The sequence below is a fragment of the Rhodococcus sp. SG20037 genome (genome assembly GCF_031763325.1).
GTDB lineage: Bacteria > Actinomycetota > Actinomycetes > Mycobacteriales > Mycobacteriaceae > Rhodococcus_F > Rhodococcus_F qingshengii.
On sequence record NZ_CP134497.1, the window covers coordinates 4,961,379 to 4,979,535 of the forward strand.

Annotated in this window: 17 protein-coding genes; 13 read left to right on the forward strand and 4 right to left on the reverse strand. The window is 62.9% G+C overall.

Annotated elements, in window-relative coordinates:
• The first annotated feature begins 97 nt into the window (after positions 1–97).
• A complete protein-coding gene (locus RHP72_RS22710; protein ID WP_029256052.1) occupies positions 98–730 on the forward strand; it encodes an alpha-ketoglutarate-dependent dioxygenase AlkB in 633 nt (210 codons plus the stop codon).
• On the opposite strand, the gene RHP72_RS22715 is transcribed toward RHP72_RS22710, so the two are convergent.
• Both RHP72_RS22715 and RHP72_RS22720 read right to left on the reverse strand, forming a co-directional pair.
• Positions 723–2,261, reverse strand: coding sequence for an AMP-binding protein (locus RHP72_RS22715; RefSeq protein WP_165639072.1), 1,539 nt, complete (start codon positions 2,259–2,261; stop codon positions 723–725). The genes RHP72_RS22710 and RHP72_RS22715 overlap by 8 nt on opposite strands.
• Entirely contained in the window at positions 2,258–3,085 is an 828-nt protein-coding gene (locus RHP72_RS22720) for a crotonase/enoyl-CoA hydratase family protein (protein WP_047270980.1), read from the reverse strand. Before RHP72_RS22720 ends, RHP72_RS22715 begins: the two co-directional genes overlap by 4 nt.
• A gap of 105 nt (positions 3,086–3,190) precedes the next feature.
• On the opposite strand from RHP72_RS22720, the gene RHP72_RS22725 reads away from it, so the two are divergent.
• Complete coding sequence (locus RHP72_RS22725) at positions 3,191–3,964, forward strand: hypothetical protein (RefSeq protein WP_064073964.1); 774 nt, start codon at positions 3,191–3,193, stop codon at positions 3,962–3,964.
• Positions 3,965–3,986: 22 nt separating this feature from the next.
• On the opposite strand, the gene RHP72_RS22730 is transcribed toward RHP72_RS22725, so the two are convergent.
• Complete coding sequence (locus RHP72_RS22730; protein WP_063316053.1) at positions 3,987–4,679, reverse strand: SDR family NAD(P)-dependent oxidoreductase; 693 nt, start codon at positions 4,677–4,679, stop codon at positions 3,987–3,989.
• Between the two features lie 134 nt (positions 4,680–4,813).
• On the opposite strand from RHP72_RS22730, the gene RHP72_RS22735 reads away from it, so the two are divergent.
• The 8 genes from RHP72_RS22735 to RHP72_RS22770 all read left to right on the forward strand — a co-directional run bounded on the left by RHP72_RS22735 (position 4,814) and on the right by RHP72_RS22770 (position 14,628).
• Complete coding sequence (locus RHP72_RS22735; RefSeq protein WP_020970528.1) at positions 4,814–5,731, forward strand: LysR family transcriptional regulator; 918 nt, start codon at positions 4,814–4,816, stop codon at positions 5,729–5,731.
• Positions 5,732–5,870: 139 nt separating this feature from the next.
• A complete protein-coding gene (locus RHP72_RS22740) occupies positions 5,871–7,247 on the forward strand; it encodes an MFS transporter (protein WP_007733570.1) in 1,377 nt (458 codons plus the stop codon).
• A 63-nt stretch (positions 7,248–7,310) separates the two neighbouring features.
• The gene (locus RHP72_RS22745) at positions 7,311–8,192 is read left to right on the forward strand and encodes a shikimate dehydrogenase (RefSeq protein WP_047271196.1); all 882 of its coding nucleotides are present in this window, start codon (positions 7,311–7,313) and stop codon (positions 8,190–8,192) included.
• A gap of 44 nt (positions 8,193–8,236) precedes the next feature.
• Complete coding sequence (locus RHP72_RS22750; protein WP_047270986.1) at positions 8,237–10,189, forward strand: FAD-dependent oxidoreductase; 1,953 nt, start codon at positions 8,237–8,239, stop codon at positions 10,187–10,189.
• Entirely contained in the window at positions 10,186–11,013 is an 828-nt protein-coding gene (locus RHP72_RS22755; protein WP_311093828.1) for an aldo/keto reductase, read from the forward strand. The genes RHP72_RS22750 and RHP72_RS22755 overlap by 4 nt, the downstream gene beginning before the upstream one ends.
• Complete coding sequence (locus RHP72_RS22760; RefSeq protein WP_311093829.1) at positions 11,010–12,104, forward strand: Gfo/Idh/MocA family oxidoreductase; 1,095 nt, start codon at positions 11,010–11,012, stop codon at positions 12,102–12,104. Before RHP72_RS22755 ends, RHP72_RS22760 begins: the two co-directional genes overlap by 4 nt.
• Positions 12,101–13,828: an FAD-dependent oxidoreductase gene (locus RHP72_RS22765; protein ID WP_311093830.1), complete on the forward strand. Its 1,728-nt coding sequence runs from the start codon at positions 12,101–12,103 to the stop codon at positions 13,826–13,828. Before RHP72_RS22760 ends, RHP72_RS22765 begins: the two co-directional genes overlap by 4 nt.
• Positions 13,825–14,628, forward strand: coding sequence for a sugar phosphate isomerase/epimerase (locus RHP72_RS22770; RefSeq protein ID WP_073512648.1), 804 nt, complete (start codon positions 13,825–13,827; stop codon positions 14,626–14,628). The genes RHP72_RS22765 and RHP72_RS22770 overlap by 4 nt, the downstream gene beginning before the upstream one ends.
• A gap of 54 nt (positions 14,629–14,682) precedes the next feature.
• On the opposite strand, the gene RHP72_RS22775 is transcribed toward RHP72_RS22770, so the two are convergent.
• Complete coding sequence (locus tag RHP72_RS22775; protein WP_030535319.1) at positions 14,683–15,771, reverse strand: 3-deoxy-7-phosphoheptulonate synthase; 1,089 nt, start codon at positions 15,769–15,771, stop codon at positions 14,683–14,685.
• A gap of 373 nt (positions 15,772–16,144) precedes the next feature.
• Between RHP72_RS22775 and RHP72_RS22780 the strand changes: the two genes are divergently transcribed.
• From RHP72_RS22780 to RHP72_RS22790, 3 genes are all read left to right on the forward strand, one after another.
• Positions 16,145–17,194: an ABC transporter substrate-binding protein gene (locus RHP72_RS22780; protein WP_230359000.1), complete on the forward strand. Its 1,050-nt coding sequence runs from the start codon at positions 16,145–16,147 to the stop codon at positions 17,192–17,194.
• Between the two features lie 166 nt (positions 17,195–17,360).
• Complete coding sequence (locus RHP72_RS22785) at positions 17,361–17,651, forward strand: CD225/dispanin family protein (protein WP_311093831.1); 291 nt, start codon at positions 17,361–17,363, stop codon at positions 17,649–17,651.
• 50 nt (positions 17,652–17,701) lie between these two features.
• Positions 17,702–18,148 carry a DUF2752 domain-containing protein gene (locus RHP72_RS22790; RefSeq protein WP_311093832.1) on the forward strand — a complete coding sequence of 149 codons (447 nt, stop codon included), beginning with the start codon at positions 17,702–17,704 and terminating at the stop codon, positions 18,146–18,148.
• Positions 18,149–18,157 lie beyond the last annotated feature (9 nt).

The window sequence follows — 18,157 nt, forward strand, 5'->3', positions numbered from 1 at the left end:
CGCCGCCGGACATCACCCAGCAAGGATGAACAGCCGTCCAGCACTGCAATCAAATTTCATGGGAACATATGTTCGATTTCGGTGTACGGTGGAGTCTATGACCGCCACGATGCAACCGTCTCTGTTCGACAACGGTGACCTCGGCGTTTCTTTGGCCGATCTCGACGGCACGGTGCAGCGACGTATTCTCACCGCCGGCGCATGGGTCGACCATCGCCCGGCCTGGCTCACCGGATCGGAGGCCGTGTTCGACAATCTGGAAGCCACGGTGCCGTGGCGTTCCGAACGGCGTCAGATGTACGACCGCGTTGTCGACGTCCCTCGTCTGGTGTGTTTCTACGCAGAGAATCAACCACTGCCGGACGCACTTCTCACCGAAGCCAAAGACGCGCTGAGCAGTCACTACTTCGACGAACTCGGTGAACCATTCGCCACGTCGGGTCTCTGTTTCTATCGCGACGGTTCCGACAGCGTTGCCTGGCACGGGGACGATACGGGACGAAGTCGCACCGAGGACACGATGGTGGCCATCCTGTCTCTCGGTGCGGCTCGCCCGCTCCTATTGCGCCCTCGTGGGGGCGGCGAATCCATCCGCTTCAATCTCGGACACGGAGATCTACTCGTCATGGGCGGATCCTGCCAACGCACGTGGGAACACTGTGTCCCGAAGAGTGCGCGGGCCCTCGGGCCGAGAATCAGCGTTCAATTCCGCACTCGCGGAGTTAGATAGCGTCGCGGAGTTCGTCTCGCAGCGCCTTCCGATTGAGCTTGCCGACGGCCGTCTTCGGTATGGATTCTGCGAAAACAACCCGACGCGGCTTCTTGTACGACGCCAGTCGCTCGCCGACGTGCGCGACCAATGATGCTTGCAGTACGTCGTTTTCGACGGTCCCGTCCTCGAGTACCACCACAGCCGTGACCGCCTCCACCCACTTGGCGTCGGCGGTACCCACCACGGCGACCTCACGGACAGACGGATGCGTCAGGAGTGCATCCTCGACTTCACGGGGGTAGACGTTGTATCCGCCGCTGATGATCATGTCCGAAGCTCGGTCCTTCAAGAACAAGAATCCTTCGGCGTCGAACTGACCGATGTCACGGGTGTGAACCCAGCCGTCTTCGGTGAAGGTGTCCGCATTCAGTTCCGGTGCATTGAAGTATCCGGCGATCGCCGATGGCGAGCGGATCACGATTTCACCCGGTTCTCCCTGGGGCACTTCGTTTCCCTCGCCGTCGAGCAGCCTGATCTCGACGTCGATGGCCGGCTGACCACAGGACAGCAGGCGATCTTCCGTGTGATCTTCGGGCCGTAAGACTGCAATACACAGCGGTGCCTCGGTCTGCCCGTAGTACTGGAGAAAACGGTGTTGCCCCCACGCCTGCATCGCCCGTTCGATGGTGGCCAGCGGCATCGGCGACGCACCGTAGATCACGGATTTCAGACTCGAGATGTCTGCGCTCGCAAAATCAGGGCGTTCGAGAAGCATCTGAATCATCGTCGGCACCAGATTGATTGCCGTAGCCCGATGCTCGGTTATCGAGTCCAAGAAGGTCGACGGGTCGAAACCGGGGAGGATGACGGTCTTACCGCCACGCAGCCAGAACGGAAGCACGAAGACACCGCTGGCATGAATCAGTGATGCCGCGTGCAGCATCGTGTCGTCCTGAGTCGCCGGAAGCAGATTGAGCAGAACATTGCGGCAGATGCCGGCGTAGCTGCGCTGAGTGTGCTGCGCGGCCTTCAATGTTCCCGTGGTCCCGGAGGTGAACAGCGTCAGGATCACATCGTCGGGAGCTAACTCGACGTCCGGTGTGTCCGACGGCATGCTCTGTGCTTGGTCGAGCAGCGAACGCTGCCGCGCCGAACCTGTTTCCAGCCCGATGAACGTACGTTCGGGGAACCTGGCGGACAGTTCAGCGGCGCGGTCGGCGAGGTCACTACCGAAGACGACGTGCGAGGTGTCGGTGTCCTCGAGCATTCTCGCGTGCTCGTCGAGCGAGAGACGCGAGTTGAGCGGAACCCTGTTGATGCCGGCTTTGACACAGGCAAAATCGACGGGGACGCTGGCAAGAGAGTTGTTGACCAGCAATGCAACCCGTGCACCACGCCCGATACCGAGGGCGATGAATGTATGCGCCAATCGGCTGCTGAGTTCGTCCACTTCCGTGAACGTCATCGATCGATCGCCGAAAACGACGGCTGTTCGCGATCCGTGCTGTCGCGCACCACGGGCGATCAGGTCTCTGGTTACGGGCATCATGGTTCAGTTTCCTCGTTCGAATTCGGGTTGTTCTCGAACCGGCCGTGCCGGCCGGCGCCCGCGGCGAACGCAGCAGCGCCGCGCACACCTTCGGCGATGACAATGGGATTTCCCGCGACGCCCTCGGCCCGCAGTGCTTCGGCAAGTGGTAGATCAAAAGATCGGTAGGCCGACGCGCGATCCGCGAGCATGCAGAGTTGAGGGAAAGCGGACAACTGGTGCGCAAGCTCCTTGGCTGCCTGGAGTGACTGCCCCACTGGAACAACACGATTGGCCAGTCCGAAGGCCAGCGCCTCCGGAGCGTCGACCGGGCGACCGGTCAAGATCATGTCGAGCGCTCGCCCCTGCCCGACGATTCGCGGCAGTCGCACGGTCCCACCATCGATGAGAGGAACTCCCCAGCGCCGGCAGAAGACTCCGAACACGGAATCCTCCTCGCAGATCCTCAGGTCCGCGAGCAATGAAAGCTCGAGCCCTCCTGCAACCGCGTATCCGCTGATGGCGGCGATCAATGGCTTGGACAACACCAACCGACTCGGCCCCATCGGGCCGGTGCCGCCGCCTTCCGGATGCAACTCATGCACGCGAGCGGGGTCGGAGACTGCGGTCAAATCCGCACCGGCACAAAATGTGCCGCCCGCGCCCCACAGAATCGCCACCTTCTGACTCTCGTCCGATTCGAACTCCAGGAAGGCATCACGCAACTGCGCCGCCATCGGCCCGTCCACCGCATTCTTGCGATCAGGGCGATTCATCACGATGACGGTGACGCCACCGTCACGCTCCACATAGACATCGCCACCTGGTCGATCGGAGTCGGTCACGATATTTCCTCACTGCTCGCGGATAAGGTTTCCCGGTACCCACCATGCCACTTGTAACAGAATTTGTCAGGAGTTGTTCAAAAGTTGTTACAAACTGATCGAGGAATGTCCGCAACCCGAGTTGTGCTGGACCTCGCAACAGCGAGCCCGGACACCGAGTTCAGCACCGCTGTGCTGACCCGGGCCGGCGAGATCGTCGGCGTCAGCGCATCGAGCATTCGCGTGGCAACGGGCCGCCTGTGCCGCGAGAACAAACTGCGTCGTACCGCTCGTGGAACGTACCTCCTCAACCCGGACGGCATCCCCACCTACAGCGAAGTGGAGGGGTGGCGAACTCGTACCGATCGCATACGCCCCTGGGACGGCACCTGGATCGCCGTCGAGCACTCGGGGCTCAAACGAAGCGACCGCACTGCCGCCCGCCGGCACGATCAAGCGCTGCGACTGGCGGGCTACGAGGAGTGGAAGCCCACACTCGCAGTCCGTCCGAACAATCTCCTCGGCGGCACGGACAGCGCCCGCCGCACTCTCCACCGACTCGGCGCCGCCTCCGGATCGGCCGTCATGGAAATCGCTCACCTTGCCCCCGAGGATGATTCGACAATCCGCACACTCTGGAACTCCGAAGCGCTGTTGGCCGACATCGCGGAGGCCCGTGAAGCACTCACACAGGCGCAAACACGCCTGGCGACAATCAGTCGCGAGGAGGCGGCCCGCGAATCACTTGCTCTGGGCAGCGCGGTGATCGCGGTCATCGTGCGCAATCCGCTCCTTCCGGAAGAACTCGAACCGACGCAGCCACTGCGTGAACTGATCTCGCACATGCTCGAGTACCAGGACGCATCTCGCGAACTGTGGCAGTCACTGCTCGAGTTCTGATCGATTTCTCCCAGAAGGTAATTCAGTATGTTGCGCGGCCACCGCTGGCGTCGTACACGGCGCCGGTCGAGTAACTCACCGCCGACGACGACAGCCAGGAGATCAGTTCGGCGATTTCGTCCGCCGTCCCCATCCGTGCCATCGGCGTCAAAGACTGCGAACGGGCGAGGATGGCCGGATCGGTGCCGGCATTCATAGGACTTTCCACCGCCGCCGGAGCTATCGCGTTGACCAGCACACCGGTGGTGGCGACCTCTTTGCCGAGCGATTTCGTCAGCGCGACGACTGACGCTTTGGACGCGGAATATGCACTCTGATTCGGGTTTCCGTCCTTGGCCGCGATACTCGCGAGATTGACGACCCGTCCCCACCCCGACGCAACCATTCCCGGCACGAACGCCCGGCACATCAGGAAGGTCCCTTCGACGTTGATCCGGAACGTACGCTGCCAAGCCATAAGATCTACGTCGACGAGTGGCGCTGATGGTCCGACGATTCCCGCACTGTTGATCAAGATGTCGACTCTGCCGAGCCTGGTTCGAAGCGCATCGACTGCTGCCGGATCACTCACGTCGAGTTGTTCGTCCGCGCCTTCGGCAAGATCTGCCGTTACCACCCGAACTCCCCTCTCCGTCAACAGCTTTGCACTGGCGGCGCCGATTCCGCTCGCACCGCCGGTAACGAGCGCTGTGACACCCTCTGGGTAACCCTGCATCGCATTCACTCCTGAGTTTCTGTGCGCTACGCACTCAATTTATGTTGCAAACAGGCATAATTGCCATCACACTGTGTAGAAATTCTGAATATATGGCGTTTGTTGTCAACGTCAAATACCTGGAGGCCTTGCCGATGGAAACCCGCTGGTTGCACGCGTTTGTCGCGGTTGCGGAAGAACTTCACTTCGGGCGGGCCGCATCACGGCTCCAGATGGCCCAGTCGCCGCTCAGCCAGATGATCCGAAAGCTCGAAAAGGACATCGGCGTCAAGTTGTTCGAACGAAGCACTCGCAGCGTCGCACTCACATCCGGCGGACATGCCTTTCTCCCCCACGCCTATCGCGTCATCGAGAACATGGAGACGGCACGACACGCTACGCGCGCGTCGTCGGGAGGCGTCTACGGACGAGTCACAATCGGGTTCACCGGAGTGCTCAACTATCAAGCACTTCCGCCACTGACACGCGCGTTGCGTCAGCGTTATCCGGAAGTCGAACTGACACTCCTCGGCCGGATCATGACGCGCGACGCGGTCATCCAACTCGAGAGCGGCGCCCTCGATCTCGCCTTCGTCGGACTACCCGTGGAATCCGCATCACTGTCTACCCGGCTGATCCGACGGGAGGCATTCGGCGCTGTGCTTCCGATCGACCATCCCCTCGCAGAGAGGGACGCGATCGACCTCCGCGAATTGGCCGACGACGGATTCGTGACCACCCCGCTCTCGGCCGGCTCGGCCCTCCAGGAAACCGCGATGCGCGCCTGCATGAACGCAGACTTCAGGCCTCGCGTGGTTCAGGAGATCACCGATCCGTACATGATCCTGATGCTCGTTGCCGCCGGCGTCGGTGTAGCGCTGATGACGTCCGGTATGGCTGCTATCACCCCACCTGGCAGTGTGTTCGTCCCACTCACCGGCGAGCCGACGTTCATGAATCACGGAATTGCCTGGTCACCGCGGCACATGACCGATGCGCTCGCCGTCGCATTGGAGACATCCGAGGAAATTCTGCCGACGCCGGAGATTGAGACCAAAAACGTCATTATCTGAGACTCATTTAGTGTTGGACGCGCCATAGTCCTTCGTGGCACTGTCGTCTCAGCCGCCGAAAGGTGAGGGACGTCACCGATGCGTGGTGCATCACCAAACGTGCCGCCACGGCCGGCCCATCGGGACGAAAGGACTTCACATGGCACCACCGATCACCTCCACCGGTTCCACGCACTCCACTGCGGAGCACCCGAATTCGAATGCGCGCCGCGCCGCCGTTTCGGGCTTCCTCGGCAGCACCCTCGAGTACTACGACTTCTTCATCTACGGCTCCGCAGCCGCGCTCGTGTTCCCCAAGATCTTCTTTCCTGGCGGCGGCTCGACGGCAACGCTGCTCTCGATCAGCACCCTGGGCGTGGCCTACGTCGCCCGCCCACTCGGCGCAGTGCTGTGGGGACACCTCGGCGATCGGTACGGACGCAAGAACGCGCTTCTCGCCTGCCTGCTCCTCATGGGTGTTGCGACGGTCATCGTCGGTTGCCTGCCGACCTACGACCAGATCGGCATCGCCGCGCCGATCATTCTCGTCTTGCTTCGCCTACTTCAAGGGCTCTCTGCCGGCGGTGAATCACCCGGCTCTTCCGCACTGACGCTCGAACACGCGCCGGATCACCGTCGTTCGTTCTTCACCTCGTTCACCATGAGCGGGATCATGTTCGGCATCGTCGTCTCCAGCCTGGTATTCATCCCAGTGGCGAGCCTGCCCGACGAAGACCTCTACTCGTGGGGTTGGCGAGTTCCCTTCTGGCTCAGCATCATCGTGACCGTCGTCGCGCTGTGGCTACGTCGCGCCCTGGATGAACCCGAGGTATTCGAAGAACTCAAGGAACAGGACGAGACGGCCGGAATTCCCGTCGTCGAGATGTTCCGCTCGCACTGGCGCACCGTGATCCGTATCAGCATGAGCTCGACCTTCGCGATGATCAACACCATCGTCAACGTCTTCGCTCTGGCGTACGCCGTCGAATCCGGCTTCGAACGCTCCACGATGCTGTGGGCTATCGCGACCGCCAATTTTGTTGCCGTACTGACTCAGCCGCTGTTCGGCATCCTCTCGGATCGCTACGGACGCAAGCCCATCTTCGTCGTCGGCGCGATCGGAGCCGGCCTGATGATCTTCGTCTTCTTCCATTCGATCGGAACCCAAAGCGTCCCCATGGTCTTCGCTTCGGGAATCGTCATGATCGGAATCTTCTACGCGATGCCCAACGGCACGTACCCGGCGTACTTCCCGGAGCAGTTCCCCGCGAAGGTCCGATACACCGGAATGGCCGTCAGCCTCATGCTCGGACTCCTTGTTGCCGGCTTCACACCGGCTATCGCTCAGGCGATTTCAGCCGGAGACAAGAGCAACTGGACACCGGTCGCCTGGATGTGCCTGGGCTTCGCCGTCGTCTCCGCCATCGCAGCAATGACCGGACCGGAAACGTACCGCACGCCCACAGCAGAACTGGGCCAACCGAAGCCGAGCCTGCCGATCAAGCAGGACTCAGAGCTCACCAGCAACAACGCTTGACCGGACCGGCCCCTCGCGCTGAATTGCCGCGAGGGGCCGTCCCCACTTATGCAGGAGAATGTCATGACCACCGAATACACACGTCACCGTATCGGCCTTGTCGGGTCGGGTATCGCCACCTCACTCTCGCCCGCGTTGCACGCACACGAAGCAGCAGCACTGGGACTCGACGATTACAGCTACGAACTGGTAGATCTCGAGAACCTGAACATCTCGGTCGAGAAAACCGGTGAGGTGGTGCGTGGCGCCGTCGCGGGCGATTTCACCGGACTGAACATCACCCACCCGTGCAAGCAGGTTGTCGTGGACGCGCTCGACGAGCTGTCCGACAACGCGCGGTTGCTCGGTGCCGTCAACACGGTTGTGGTCGACAACGGCCGTTTGATCGGCCACAACACCGACCACAGCGGATTCCTCACAGCACTGCAGCGCGGTTTACCCGACGCCGCCTTGGACCGAGTGGTGCTTGCCGGGGCAGGAGGGGCGGGTTCCGCTGTGGCATACGCACTCGCCGCCGCCGGCACCACGGATCTTCGCATCGCAGATATTGATCCCGCTCGCGCTGCCGATGTGTGTTCTCGCGTCGCCTCGGCCTTCCCTGGCACGCGCACAACGGCTTTGGCGATCGATGAGATCGCCGTCAACCTGACTACGTGCGACGGCGTCGTCAACGCATCTCCGATCGGCATGGTGGGTCACCCCGGAACTCCCTTCGACCCTGCGGCGTTGCATTCCGGATTGTGGGTCGCTGACATCGTTTATCGACCGATGCGCACCGAATTGCTCGACGCTGCAGCTGCTCTCGGATGCGCAGTTCTCGACGGTGGGCAGATGCTAGTGGCTCAAGCCTCTGACACCTTCACACTCCTGACTGGTGTCGAAGCCGATACGGATCGCATGCGCAGCCATCTGAGCGAGCTGCTCTCCGAGACGGCATGCGCATGAGCACAACCGAACACCTACTTTCTCGCGAAGTACCAGGAGCACTGATGAATGTGACTGCGCCGTTCGCCGAACCTCTCGACATGGGCAGCGTCCGCCTCCGAAACCGATTCGTGTCGGCTCCGATGGAACGCAACTACTGCGAAAACGACGGAACCATGACGGACGAGTACATCGCGTACCTCGCTCGCCGCGCCGAAGGCGGTGCGGCACTGATCTTCACCGAAGCGAGCTACGTGCGCGCCGACGGCAAGGGTCGCATCCGGCAGATGGGCGTCGACGTCGACGAACGGATTCCCGGCATCAAGAAGATGGCCGACGCGATCCACGCTCACGGCGCCCTCGTCGGAGTCGAACTCAACCACGGTGGACGTACGGCGCAAGGTTCTGTCAGCGGGTTTGTTCCCGTTGCCCCGACACCGATTCCGTGTTTGGTTGTCGGCGGCGAGATGCCAGAACAACTCGACGGCGACGACATCGAGCACATCATCGAATGTTTCGGTGAAGCCGCGGCACGCTGCCAGCAGGCCGGCGTCGACGTCATCTCCCTGCACGGTGGCCACGGGTATCTGATCCACCAGTTCCTCTCCCCTGCTTACAATCACCGCGACGACGAGTGGGCCGACCCCACCTTGTTCGTCAACAAGGTCATCGCCTCCGTCCACGAGCACGCACCGGGAATCACTCTGGGACTCCGATTCTCAGCCTTCGAAGGCATCGACGGCGGACTCGACGCCGAGATGACTCGCGCTCGCATCGGCGCCATCGACACCGACCGACTCGATTTCCTCGACGTCTCGGCCGGCAACTACGAAGCGGGACAGTGGATCATCCAGCCCGGTGAATGGTCGCGCGGTCTCCTCGCGCCGTACTCCGAGCAGTACCAGCGCGACTTCGACATCCCGGTGGGAGTGGCCGGACGCATCACGTCGCCGGAGATCGCTGCGCGGATCATCGAATCCGGGCAGGCGAACTTCGTCAGCATGGCTCGTACGCTGCACGCAGATCCGGACTTCCCGAATCGCGCCATCGACGGTGGCCGGTACCGCCCTTGCATTGCCTGCAACTACTGCATCGACAGCCTGGCCGCCGGCCCCATTCCCTGCTCCGTCAACCCGTGGGTCGGCCGCGAATTGGATCAGCCTACAAAGCCGGCTGATGCCACCGTGCGGGTCGCCGTCATCGGTGCCGGGCCGTCGGGAATGGCCGCTGCCCGCGACCTCGCACTTGCCGGTCACCGCGTCGACCTGTACGACGAGCGACCCAGCCTCGGTGGCGACTTCGCTCTGGCATCGAAGCTTCACGAGTATCCCGAATATGGACGAATCGTGGACTGGTACGCCGCGGAACTGGCTGAACTCGGGGTCCACTGCCACACCTCGACCCGGGTAGATGCTGCTTTGCTCTCCGGTGTCGATTTCGACGCCATAGTTCTTGCCGCCGGCGGCGTCGGCCCCGTGGTCGATCTCCCCGGAGCAGCAACCCGTACCGTTCGCGACGTCCGCGAATTCCTCGTCTCCGGCGATCCAGCTCCTGCCGCTGTCACCATCTTCGGCGCCGACCGTGAGGCTGCGGCCGTCGCCGACGATCTCCTTCAGAAGGGCACCCAGGTCGTGATGATCGGCCCGCAGGAAACCATCGCGCACGACGTCGGACGCCGCGGAAAGATCGTGCTGCTGCCGCGCCTGGCCGCAAGTGAGAACCTCACGACCTACCTCAGCTCGATCGTCACCACAGTCGCCGCTGACCGCGTCACGATTTCGACGGCCGGTGTGCTGAGCGAGGTCGATGCTCCCGGCGAACTGCTGATCTCGCAAGGCGTCGAGCCGCGTTCGGAACTTCTTGCCGAACTCCGTTCACTGGCACCACGACTCGGAGTACATACCGTCGGCGACGCGAGCGGTGACGGCGGGTCCATCCATGCCGCACTCGTGACCGCAGCCGACGTTGCCGTCGCGATCACCGCCGCCGCTGCGGCACGTCAGGAGGTTCACGCATGACCACACAGGCAGCCACACCCGTGGCAACTGCATTGCCGCCCATTGGACTCGGAACCTGGCCCCTGGTCGGTGCCGACGCCACGAACTCGGTTCTCTCCGGCATCGAGGCCGGGTACCGCCTCATCGACACCGCCGCGATCTACGGCAACGAGGGCGCAGTCGGTGTGGCGCTGGCGGAATCAGGTGTGCCGCGAGAAGAACTGTTCGTCACCACCAAACTTCGTGGCAACGACCAGGTTTCCGGCGACATTCGGGGCGCCCTCGAGCAGAGTCTGGAACTACTGGGACTCGACCAGCTGGATCTGTTCCTGATCCACTGGCCACTCCCGCGAATCGATCGCTATGTCGCGTCGTTCGAGTCGATGCTGGCCTGCCGCGACGCCGGACTGGTTCGGTACGTGGGTGTGTCGAACTTCCTGGAGCTCCACCTGCGCCGCGTCGTCGCCGAAACCGGCGAGGCACCGGCAGTCAACCAGATTCAGATGGACCCGTCGCTCGCTCGGATCCCGGTTCGCCGCGCAAACGACGAACTTGGCATCTTCACTCAGTCGTGGAGTCCGCTCGGCCGGGGTGACGTGCTCGACAACGCCGTTGTGAGCGAGATCGCCGGTCGAATCGGTTGCACACCAGCTCAAGTGGTCCTCGCTTGGCACGTCGCGCAGGGTGTGGTTCCGGTCGCGCGATCAGCGAACCCGACGCGTCAGGCCGAGAACCTGGCAGCACTCGACGTCACCCTCACCAGCGAGGACATCGAAGCACTGAACAGTCTCGACCGCGGCGAATCTGCGGCGCGGGACGTCGAAGCAGAGGAACATTTCGGATGACGTTGAAAGTCGGAATCGTCGGCTGCGGCAAGATCGCCGGCAACCATGCCCGCGCGCTGCAACAAGTCCCCGGTGTCGAGGTGATCGGCTGCTGCGATCCCGATCTCGGACGCGCCCAGGAGTTCGCGGCAGCGCACGGCATTCCCGCAGCCGTGAGTTCAGTGGAGCAACTTCTCGCCCTCGGACTCGACGCCTGCACCGTTTGCACGCCGCACCCGGTACATGAAGAGGTAGTCGTGGCCGCTGCCGAAGCGGGTGTACATGTTTTGTGCGAGAAGCCCATCGCGGTCGATGTTGCTGCCGCCGAACGCATGATCGAAGCCGCCGACCGCGCCGGTATCACGTTCGGGGTGCTCTTCCAACGCCGATTCTGGCCGGCCGCACGTCGGATCCGCGACGCCATCGACGACGGGCGGATCGGACTACCCATGCTCGGTGAGGCGTCGGTGATCCTGCACCGCCCGTCTAGTTACTACTCGGCCGATGCGTGGCGCGGACGCTGGGACACCGACGGCGGTGGCGTGCTCATGACACAGGCCGTGCACCAGATCGACATGCTGGCCTGGTTCATGGGCGAGGCCGTCTCGGTCAGCGGCTTCATCCGCACCCACACCCACGGTGAGCACATCGAGACGGAAGACAGCGCGTCAGCTGTGATCTCCTTTGCCTCGGGCGGCACCGCCACCGTCACCGCGACTACCGGTGCCAATCACAACCTGGGCAACCGCGTCACGGTGATCGGGCGCACCGGTGCCATCGCCAGTGTCCTCGAGTTCCCCGAAGGGCACGAGGGTGTCAACGAAATCTGGACGGTGCCGGGCGAAGTGGAGTTCCGGTCGCCGTACTCCGCGGACATCGATGCGAATCTCGATGTGGGCGCGGTCAATGCGGCACTGACCGACTTCCACACCCTGCAGGTTCAGGACTTCGCCGACGCGGTCCTGACCGGGCGCGAACCCTCCGTCACCGGTCGAGACGCCCGCGCGTCACTTGCCATCATCGCCGCAATCTACGAATCGTCACGAACGGGCAAGGTTGTCGAGCTGACATCGACACCGACCCTCGCAACAACTGCCAAGGAGCAGAAATGAGTAGCAGTACCCCCCTCACCTACGACGTGGTTGTCGTGGGCTCCGGCGCAGGCGGGCTTTCCACAGCAATTGCCGCAGCACATGGCGGCGCGTCGGTACTCGTTGTCGAGAAGGCCGACACCTGCGGCGGCGCAACGGCCTGGTCGGGCGGGTGGATGTGGACCCCACGCAACATGTTTGCCATCGCCGACGGGGTTGTCGAGGATCGCTCGGCACCGCGGACATATCTGGAAAACCGACTCGGCGACAACTTCGACGCCGCCAAAGTTGATGCACTCCTCGACGGCGCCCCGGAGATGGTCGAGTTCTTCGAACGCACGACTGCTCTGAAGTTCGTGCCCGGAGCCAAGATCGCCGATATTCACGGTGACACACCGGGCGCCGGCACGGGTCACCGTTCCGTCGGACCGAAACCGGTGAGTCTGCGAAAGCTCGGACCAGATGTCGCGGCGCTACTGCGTCGGCAGCTGTACGAAACGTCGTTCCTCGGTATGGGCATCATGGCCGGGCCCGACCTGCAGGCTTTCCTGCACTCGACCCGCTCACCAAAAGCCTTTGTGCACTGTGGTGTTCGGGTGACTAAGCACATGTTCGATCTCGCCACCAAGCGTCGTGGTCAGCAACTCGTCAACGGCACTGCGCTTGTCGGCATGATGCTGCGCTCGGCACTCGATCTGGGCGTCGAGTTTCGGGTAAAGACGTCCGCGACCGCGTTGCAGACCGATGACGAAGGCCGCGTTGTCGGCGTCCGCCTCGAAAGTCCGGACGGCGCGTACTCGGTAACTGCCCGACGTGGTGTCGTACTCGCCACCGGCGGCTTCGCCCAGGACATCGACCGACGGCGCGAACTGTTCCCGCGCACCCCCACCGGCAACGAGCACTGGTCGCTCACCCCGAAGACAACCACCGGCGACGGCATCACCCTCGGCGAATCCGTGGGCGGCCGACTCGACCGCACCCTCGCCTCTCCCGTCGCGTACTGCCCCGTCTCCATCGTTCGCTACCGCAACGGCAAGGAAGGTGTGTTCCCGCACATCCTCGATCGCGGAAAGCCCGGTGTCATCGGAGTTCTCGCGAACGGCAAGCGGTTTGTCAACGAAGCACTCGGCTATCACGACTACACACTCGCGATGGTCGAGCAGGTTCCCGAGGGCGAAGAGGTGTGCTCGTGGTTGATTGCCGATCAACAGTATGTGCGATACCTCCCGCTGGGCATGGCGAAGCCCTTGCCGATCCCGATCCAGCCGTACCTGCGCTCGGGGTACCTCACGCGTGGGCGCACTCTTCGGGACTTGGCCGAGAAGATCGGCGTCGACCCCGTGCAGTTGGAGAAAACCGTCGCAGCTTTCAATATCGGGGCCGTGGCCGGTGAAGACCCCGAGTTCGGTCGCGGTACAACACCGTTCAACCGAGGTTCCGGAGATGCTTCCAATCCGTGGCCGAACCCGTCGCTCGCGCCCTTGCAGAAGGGTCCGTACTACGCGGTGAAAGTCGTGCCAGGGAGTTTCGGCACCTTTGCCGGACTGGTGACGGACTCGTCGTCGCATGTGCTCGACGACAACGACCGCCCCATCGAGGGGTTGCTCGCCGTCGGCGTCGATCAGGCGAGCGTGATGGGCGGGCACTACCCGTCCGGGGGCATCAACCTCGGACCGGCCATGACATTCGGTTACCTGGCCGGCCGGGAACTGGCCGGAGCCGAGACAGTTGGAGCGCACGCATGACACTCTCACTCGGACTGGCAGCCCTCACAGTGCTCGACACCGCACCGATGCAGCACGTCGACTTAGCTGAAAAGCACGGCTTCGACACCATCGGTATCCGTCTGATGCCCGCGGCACCAGGGACGACGGCCTACCCTCTGCACGAGGACAAGCAGTCGTTGGACGAACTGGTGCGTCGACTGGGCGATTCACCGGTCGAGGTATTCGACCTCGAAATCATCCGTCTTGCAGCCGACTTCGACCCCACCGACTACGTTCCGTTGCTCGAAGCGGGCGCACAGCTCGGAGCCAAAGCCGTTCTGGTGGGCGGCGACGACCGCGACCGCGCTCGGCTCACGGACTCCTATGCCCGCCTCGCTGAACTGTGCGCGAACTACGGCATCGTCGCCTCGCTCGAATTCATGCCGTGGACTGCGGTGCCTGATGCGCGTGCGGCCATCGAGATCGTCTCGGCGGCAGACGGTCCGGCTCGTAGTGTCCTTGTCGACGCATTGCACACCGACCGCTCGGCGACAACGCTGGAGGATCTTGCGTCCATCCCGCGCGAGTGGCTGCACTATGCCCAGATGTGCGACGGTTCGACCCCCGCTCCCACTGGGGACGCAGAGCTGATCCGTCAGGCCCGCGAGGAGCGTCTGGTGCCCGGCACCGGCGGCATAGCCCTGGCCGACATCTGGTCGACTTTGCCTGCCGGACTGCCGGTCAGCATCGAACTGCCCAACGAACCGCTACGTCAGGCCGTCGGCACAGATGCCTGGCTGGAACGCCTGGTCGAGGCCACGCGAGAAGTGTTGGCCTAGCGGCCCTGTGCGCCTTTTTGGTAGTTGGCGCTACCAAAAAGGCGCACGGGGGCGTCAGCCCCTCCGAGCCGCAACGGCCTGCGCCAGACGGTCCAACTGCGCTGCGGTGGTGGACCAGTCGATGCACGCGTCGGTGATCGACTGGCCGTAGGTGAGCTCGTCCGCCTTGCCCAAGGTCAGGTCCTGACGGCCGGCCTCGATGAAACTCTCCAACATGACGCCGGCGATTCCCTGCTCGCCCTCGGTCAGACGTCGGGCAATGTCGTCGAGCACGATGACCTGACGCTCATGGTCCTTGCTGCTGTTACCGTGGCTCGCGTCGATGACCACGCGCTCGGGCAGGTTCGACTTACGCAGGCGGGCAAGGGTGTCCGCGACTGTCTCGGCATCGTAGTTCGGTCCGTCGCTACCGCCACGAAGAATGACATGGCAGTCGGGGTTGCCCGCGGTACGGATCAAGGCAGCCTGGCCGTCGAGGTCCGTTCCGGGGAACACGTGGCTCGCTGCCGCGGCGCGGGTGCCGTCGACGGCTACCTGCACGTCACCTTCGGTGGAGTTCTTGATACCGACGGGCATGGACAGCGCGCTGCACAGCTGACGGTGAACCTGACTGGCGGCGGTCCGGGCGCCGATCGCACCGTAGCTGACCAGGTCGGCAATGTACTGAGGCATGATCGGATCAAGGAACTCGCAGCCGACTGGCAGGCCCAGGCTCGACACGTCGAGAAGCAACTTGCGGCCGATACCGAGCCCGGTGTTGATGTCGAACGTGCCGTCGAGGTGGGGGTCGTTGAGCAGGCCCTTCCACCCGAGTGTGGTGCGCGGCTTTTCGAAGTAGACGCGCATGACGATGTGCAGATCGTCCCGCAGTTCGTCGGCCTTGGCGGCCAACCGGCGGGCGTAGTCCATCGCCGCTTCCGGATCGTGCACAGAGCACGGACCGACTACGACGATCAAACGATCGTCGTCACCGTTGAGGATGTTGATGGTGTCGGCCCGACCGGTGCGCACAGTGGCGGCGGCGACCTCGTCCGGAGCGTGCTGAGCACGAACAGTCGCCGGTGACACGAGCGGACTGATACTCACAGTGCGCTGATCGTCGAGGCTGTCCGAAGCTGTGGTGGTGTCGATGGTGACAGTCATGGGGTTTTCGGTTTCCTGTTCTCAGGCCGACCCCAGAGATGAAGAGAAACTCCAGCGAGCCGGTCTGTAGTCCGGCTCTTGGGTGGAGGTTGTCAGCGCGTGGTTACGCCGGCAGGCCCACCCGGGGCCGGCCTGCTAAACCAGAAATAGACGCGCTGCATGTCGGCCACGATACCTCGAGTTCGGATCAGATGGGCGCGCCCCTCCACGACGAGCCGAATCCGAGGGGAGCGTCCCGTGGCACGAGTCCGTGACGAATGGCCAAATCCGCTGAGCGATTGGCGCTTTCGAGCAAGGCTCCGGCTACGGAATTCGAATACGTTGGTCAGGCACCTGCCAATGCCCGGAACATCAGATGGAGCTGCGCCTTCTCATGCCTGTGATCGAATCGACCGAAACCTTCCACCCGACGGTGTCCCCTTTTGCGACCGATACCCCCTTGCAGTCGACAAGAGATGTGGACGGCGAGTTCACCCGTCTGATCGATTCCTTGACACGACGCGGATTCCTGGCCGGTGCGGCGGCGCTCGGTGCACTAGGCGCGCTCTCTGCATGTTCGAGCGAATCCAGCGGCACCGAAGCCTCGGACGAGTGGGTCGACATCGTCGTCGCGGACCAGGCCTACCGCCTGCCGCGGGACCCCAAGCGTGTCGTGGTGCTCGAAGCTCGAGGCGCCCTCGATTTTGCACTACTTGCCGAGTACCCGATCGTCGCGACCAATTGGGATCCGAAGTCTCAACTCATGCGCCAGGTACCCGCCGGCGCGGCTCGCCTCGGTGGGACGAACAACGAACCGAATGCCGAATCGATACTGAGCCACGACCCCGATCTTTTGGTCGTCGGGAAAGGCTGGTGGAATTACTACCAGGACAAGGGCCTGCTCGGCACTGACATCGCACCGGTGCTCGTCGTCGACGAGGGCACGACGGGCTCGTCGTGGAAGCAGGCCATGACCGCGCAGCTCACGGCTCTCGATCGCCGCGAAGTCGCCGAACGCGTCATCGCCCGATACAACGCCGAACTTGCACAAGCGCGGGCCAAGATCGGTGGTCTCCTCGAAGGCAAGTCGATTGCGATCGCCGGCGCAGACAGCGGTCAGATCTGGCTGCAGAACAACACGTTCGCCGTCTCGGTTGCGCAGGACCTCGGCTTGAACGTCTTGACCGACGCTGCCCATGCCGCACCTGATCGGAGGGATTCGACTTTCTACAGCCTCGAGGAGCTTGCGATCTTCGACCAGGCCGACTTCGTCTTGCTACAGAACCCCGACGCTGTGGAAGCCGAGTCGCCCACGTGGAAACGAGTCCGCGCTGTCCAGGACGGCCATGTCGGGCATCTGCGATACGACCTCAACAACGGCCTCGCTCTGACTGCGATGGCCCTGGCCGCTGACATCGCCGAGCAGGTACAGGTCATGCGCTGACGTCTTCGGGATCGCCTTCCGAATCAGAAATCGACCGGATTCTCTGTCATACGAACAGTCGATACTGACTCACTCGGAAACGGATTATGTTGTCACCTGCCCGTGCTCTTCGCACGTCAGAGGGTGTTTCTCCGAACGCCCTGTTTCTCCGAACGCTAGGTGACCAATGACGCAGACCCCGTACTACGGCCAGCAACAACCGGTCGGCCCTCCGCCGGACAACAATCTGGTCTGGGCGATTCTCGTGACAGTGTTCTGCTGCCTCCCGCTCGGCATCGTCTCGATCGTCAAATCAAGCCAGGTCAACACTTTGTGGGCGCAAGGTCAGTTCGACGCTGCGCGAAAATCAGCTGACGATGCCAAGAAGTTCGCCTTGTGGTCAGTCGGCGCAGGTGTTGCCGTCGCTGTTCTGTACTTCCTTTTTGTCGTCGTCCTAGCCGGATCGAGTTCCCTGTGACCGCCGACGCCGACCGGCGACACTGATCGACGGCCAAACACCGAACTGCAATGACACCGAATTGTGGTGACACCGAGAACGATGACATATCACGACTCGCCGCACTGAAGGCGCCAGCGGCAGTTGCGTTCACGGCAATTGCGCTGTGCGCCTCCATCTCCTGGAGTGACCCCATCACACCTGGTGGGGTCATTCCCGTTTGTCCGACCAAAGCGCTGTTCAACGTCAATTGTCCCGGTTGCGGTAGCACTCGGATGGTGTACAGCCTCATCCACGGCGATTTCGGTGCAGCGATGCGTTTCAATGCCTTTGGCCTCGTGATGCTGCTTGCACTGGCGTTCACGTACGTCTCGTGGACGACCGCCCGCACCCGTGGAAGACCCGTCGTGCTCTGGCATCAGTTGCGCTGGTCACCGGCTGTGATCTTGACACTCGTGTTGATCTGGACGACGGTCCGCATAGCCCCGATCCCGATATTTGCCGGTCTCCGCGTCTAGGCCGGATCT

Bases quoted from the DNA above. Each gene is read 5' to 3' on its own strand.
- RHP72_RS22765 (WP_311093830.1), top strand. From the start codon at position 12,101: ATGAGTAGCAGTACCCCCCTCACCTACGACGTGGTTGTCGTGGGCTCC.
- RHP72_RS22760 (WP_311093829.1), top strand. From the start codon at position 11,010: ATGACGTTGAAAGTCGGAATCGTCGGCTGCGGCAAGATCGCCGGCAAC.
- RHP72_RS22755 (WP_311093828.1), top strand. From the start codon at position 10,186: ATGACCACACAGGCAGCCACACCCGTGGCAACTGCATTGCCGCCCATT.
- RHP72_RS22780 (WP_230359000.1), top strand. From the start codon at position 16,145: ATGCCTGTGATCGAATCGACCGAAACCTTCCACCCGACGGTGTCCCCT.
- RHP72_RS22740 (WP_007733570.1), top strand. From the start codon at position 5,871: ATGGCACCACCGATCACCTCCACCGGTTCCACGCACTCCACTGCGGAG.
- RHP72_RS22790 (WP_311093832.1), top strand. From the start codon at position 17,702: ATGACACCGAATTGTGGTGACACCGAGAACGATGACATATCACGACTC.
- RHP72_RS22730 (WP_063316053.1), bottom strand. From the start codon at position 4,679: ATGCAGGGTTACCCAGAGGGTGTCACAGCGCTCGTTACCGGCGGTGCG.
- RHP72_RS22745 (WP_047271196.1), top strand. From the start codon at position 7,311: ATGACCACCGAATACACACGTCACCGTATCGGCCTTGTCGGGTCGGGT.
- RHP72_RS22725 (WP_064073964.1), top strand. From the start codon at position 3,191: ATGTCCGCAACCCGAGTTGTGCTGGACCTCGCAACAGCGAGCCCGGAC.
- RHP72_RS22770 (WP_073512648.1), top strand. From the start codon at position 13,825: ATGACACTCTCACTCGGACTGGCAGCCCTCACAGTGCTCGACACCGCA.
- RHP72_RS22775 (WP_030535319.1), bottom strand. From the start codon at position 15,771: ATGACTGTCACCATCGACACCACCACAGCTTCGGACAGCCTCGACGAT.
- RHP72_RS22710 (WP_029256052.1), top strand. From the start codon at position 98: ATGACCGCCACGATGCAACCGTCTCTGTTCGACAACGGTGACCTCGGC.
- RHP72_RS22715 (WP_165639072.1), bottom strand. From the start codon at position 2,261: ATGATGCCCGTAACCAGAGACCTGATCGCCCGTGGTGCGCGACAGCAC.
- RHP72_RS22785 (WP_311093831.1), top strand. From the start codon at position 17,361: ATGACGCAGACCCCGTACTACGGCCAGCAACAACCGGTCGGCCCTCCG.
- RHP72_RS22735 (WP_020970528.1), top strand. From the start codon at position 4,814: ATGGAAACCCGCTGGTTGCACGCGTTTGTCGCGGTTGCGGAAGAACTT.
- RHP72_RS22750 (WP_047270986.1), top strand. From the start codon at position 8,237: ATGAATGTGACTGCGCCGTTCGCCGAACCTCTCGACATGGGCAGCGTC.